This is a genomic window from Paenibacillus sp. N119s (assembly GCF_059447605.1).
Window position 1 is genome coordinate 1 of the sequence record NZ_JCAJRU010000347.1, and the last position, 3,663, is coordinate 3,663.

Sequence of the window (3,663 nt, forward strand, 5' to 3'; positions counted from 1 at the left end):
CCGGTTTGCGTAAGCAGCACCGTCGCACCGCTGTCCTCCAGCATAAAGCGAATTCGTTCGGACGGATAGTCTGCATCCAGCGGCACATAGGCGCCTCCGGCTTTCCACACCGCTAATACGCCGACCAGCATATCCACCGAGCGCTCGCTCAAAATACCGACAATCGATTCGCGTCCAATGCCTTCATTTCTCAGTCTACGCGCCAACTGGTTCGCACGTTCATTCAGTGTCCGGTACGTCAGCTGCTGCTCCTCGTACACCACCGCTACGTGATCTGGTACAAGCTGTGCTTGTTCTTCCACAGAGGTATGGAACAGTGCTCCGTCTTCAACAGCCGCAATATCCGATACGCCTACATCTCCAAAACCATAGAGGATTTGTGCCTTCTCCTCGACAGTTACCATCTCCAAAGCGGCCAATGGCTGCTCTGGATGCAGTGTAATCGCACGTACGAGTTCGGTAAAATGCTGCGCAAAGCGCGCGATCGTCTCCGGCTTGTACAGCGCCGTGCTGTATTCCAAACTGCACAGAATACCTTCGGGCTGCTCTACGGCATCCAAGGTCAGATCGAATTTGGACGTAGAATTGTCCGTCGGATACGGCTTAAAGGTCAGACCTTCCAGCTCGAACTCCTGCTGCTCAAAGGTTTTCAACTCAAACATCGTATCAAACAGTGCATTCCGGCTCGTATCCCGCGTTACATTCAGCTTTTCAACCAGCTCTTCAAATGGATATTCCTGATGCTCATACGCACTGAGCGCATGCTCTTTGACCTCTTGCAAGTAATCCAGGAACGTTTTGTCGCCAGACGGATAATTGCGGATCGCCAGCGTGTTCAGGAATACACCTACCAGGCTACCTAGCTCTGCATGTGGTCGTCCGGCAATCGGCGTGCCGATGATAATGTCCTCTTGACCCGTGTATTTATGCAAGAGTGTGCTATACGCTGCAAGCAACACCATATACAAGGTGGATCCGGTTTGCGCGGCCAGCTGTTTCAGCTGCTCACTGTCCTCCATGCAGATTGCAAACTCCAATCGAGTTCCTTCCAGACGCTGTACAGCGGGTCTTGTGTAATCCGTTGGCATATCCAACGCCGGAATTTCACCAGACATGGTGTTCAGCCAGTAGCTTTCTTGCGCACGAAGTCGTTCACTTTGCATATCTGCATGCTGCCAAACCGCATAGTCCTTGTACTGTATCCGCAGGGGCGGCAGTTCCTTGCCTTCATACAATTGAGAGAACTCCTGCACGATAATTCCTTCCGTGATGCCATCCGAAATAATATGATGCATGTCATAGAGCATGACGTGACGCTCCGGCCCATTTTCGATCAACTGAACCCGCAGCAATGGGGCTTGGGCGAGATCAAAGGCACGTACAAAGGCTTGGGCGTACTGCGGGGTCTCGTCTTCGCTTGCCTGCACATGCTCCACGCTGAATGGGGCACTGGATTCAATCCGCTGAATCACCTCGCCATCGATCATCTCGAATCGGGTTCGCAAGGCTTCATGACGGGCAATCAGCTGGCGGAAGGCTTGCTCCAGTCGCTCTTTATCCAAGGAGCCTTCGATAATCAAAGCGCCCGGCATGTTATAGCTCACCTCTCCCCCTTCCAGGTGACTGAGAACGTACATCCGTTTTTGCGCCGAGGAAACAGGATAATATGCGCGCGCCTCCGCTACAGGTATGGATACATACGTTTGCGGGGTCTGGTCTTCACCCATCACCTGCACCAGTTGCTCAATCGTCGGATATTGGAAAATGTCTCGCAAGGCCAGCTTGTAATTCAGCTCCTGATGGATTTTCGCCATCAGGGTGGTGGCACGCAGTGAATGTCCGCCCACTTCAAAGAAGTTATCCCGAATGCCTACCCGCCGATGATTCAGAACGCTTTGCCAAATACGTACCAATTGCTCTTCCAGCGGTGTGCGCGGCGCCACGTACTCCGTGCCTCCTTCAAGGCGCGCTTCCGGCGCAGGCAGCGCTTTGCGGTCAATTTTCCCGTTTGGTGTCAGCGGGAATCGATCCAGCTGTACGACATACGTCGGGATCATATAGTTCGGCAGTTTAGGCTGGAGTGTGCTGCGTAGCTCCGGCAAATTCAGCGCCTCCGAGGCGACGACATACGCGCACAGATCCTTGTCTCCGTCTTCGTTTTCCCAGGCGGTGACGATGGCTTTCTGAATCCCATCCACAGTCAGCAGCTGCGCTTCCACCTCGCCCAGTTCAATCCGGAAGCCCCGGATTTTGACCTGATCATCCATCCGGCCGATAAAGTCCACATGGCCGTCTGGCATCCACCGCGCCAAATCACCGGTGCGATACAGTCGTTCACCTGGTACGTACGGGTTCGCTACGAATTTCTCGGCCGTCAGGTCCGCACGGTTCAGGTATCCCCGTGCAACCCCAATGCCGCCGATGCACAGCTCGCCCAGTACACCGATCGGCACCGGATTCAGCTGGCTGTCCACGATGTAGAAGCGTGCGTTCAGCCACGCCTGACCAATCGGCACATGGCCGCTGCTTGGCAGCTTCGATAACTCTTCATCATAGAAGCTGGAGTCAATCGCTGCTTCCGTGACGCCGTAGCTGTTAATAATGCGGATCTCCGCACCAAACCGTTCTTGCAGCACCCGATAGTCCGTCACGCTGCAGCTATCCGAGCTCGTGATCAGCAGTTCCAGACTGCTCATGTCCAGTCCCTGTTCATGCACATACTGCATAAACGGTACGATCAACGCTGGTGTGGATTCGAACACCGTAATTTGATAATCCCGAATCCATCTGTGCAGACGGCTAAAATCAATTCGGTCGTCTTTCGGACAAATAACCATCGTGCCCCCGTTATAAAGCGTCCGTGCAATATCGCCGACGAACACGTCGAAGGAGAAGCTTGCCAATTGCAGCAGTCGTACTGGGAACTCGCTCAGACGATAATCCCGGCGATACGCCGCAGCCGTATTGACCAAGCTGCGATGCTCGATCATAACGCCTTTCGGACGTCCGGTTGTCCCGGAGGTGTAAATCACATACGCTAAATCATGCGGTTCGTTGATGTGATCTACGTCTGTCATATCCCCGGTGTACAGTGACTCATCGTCTAATGCCAGCATGGTTTGCAGACGCAAGCTCGTTGCAGATTCAGATGCCGTTTCGCTGTCAGACTTCGAATCTGATTTCAAGCCAAAGCCTTCATTTAGGCGGTCACTTTCCATCGTTTCAGCGCTAACCGCTTTTTCCAACTCACCCTCAGTCTTGCCCCCGGATAAGGACTGCCTACTTTCATTCAGCCATGCTTGGGCACGCTCTTGCAATCCCGTCTGGGTCAACAGCACCGTCGCACCGCTATCCTCCAGCATGAAACGAATCCGTTCGGACGGATAGTCTGCATCCAGCGGCACATAGGCGCCTCCAGCCTTCCATACCGCCAATACGCCAACCAGCATGTCTACCGAACGTTCACTCCAAATGCCGACAATCGACTCGCGTCCAATGCCTTCATTTCTCAATCTGCGAGCGAGTTGGTTCGCACGCTCATTTAGCTCGCGGTACGTCAGCTGTTGCTCTTCGTACACCACCGCCACGTGATCCGGTACAAGCTGAGCCTGCTCTTCCACCAAGGCATGGAACAGGGCTCCTGCTTCGCCTGCAGCAACATCT

The 3,663-nt window shown here is 53.9% G+C and carries 1 protein-coding gene; it reads right to left on the minus strand.

Going from position 1 to position 3,663, the window contains the following annotated elements; translation table 11 throughout:
• Positions 1–3,663, minus strand: a 3,663-nt coding sequence (locus tag AC5V8P_RS24235) for an amino acid adenylation domain-containing protein (RefSeq protein WP_495473957.1), incomplete at both ends; no start/stop codon positions are given.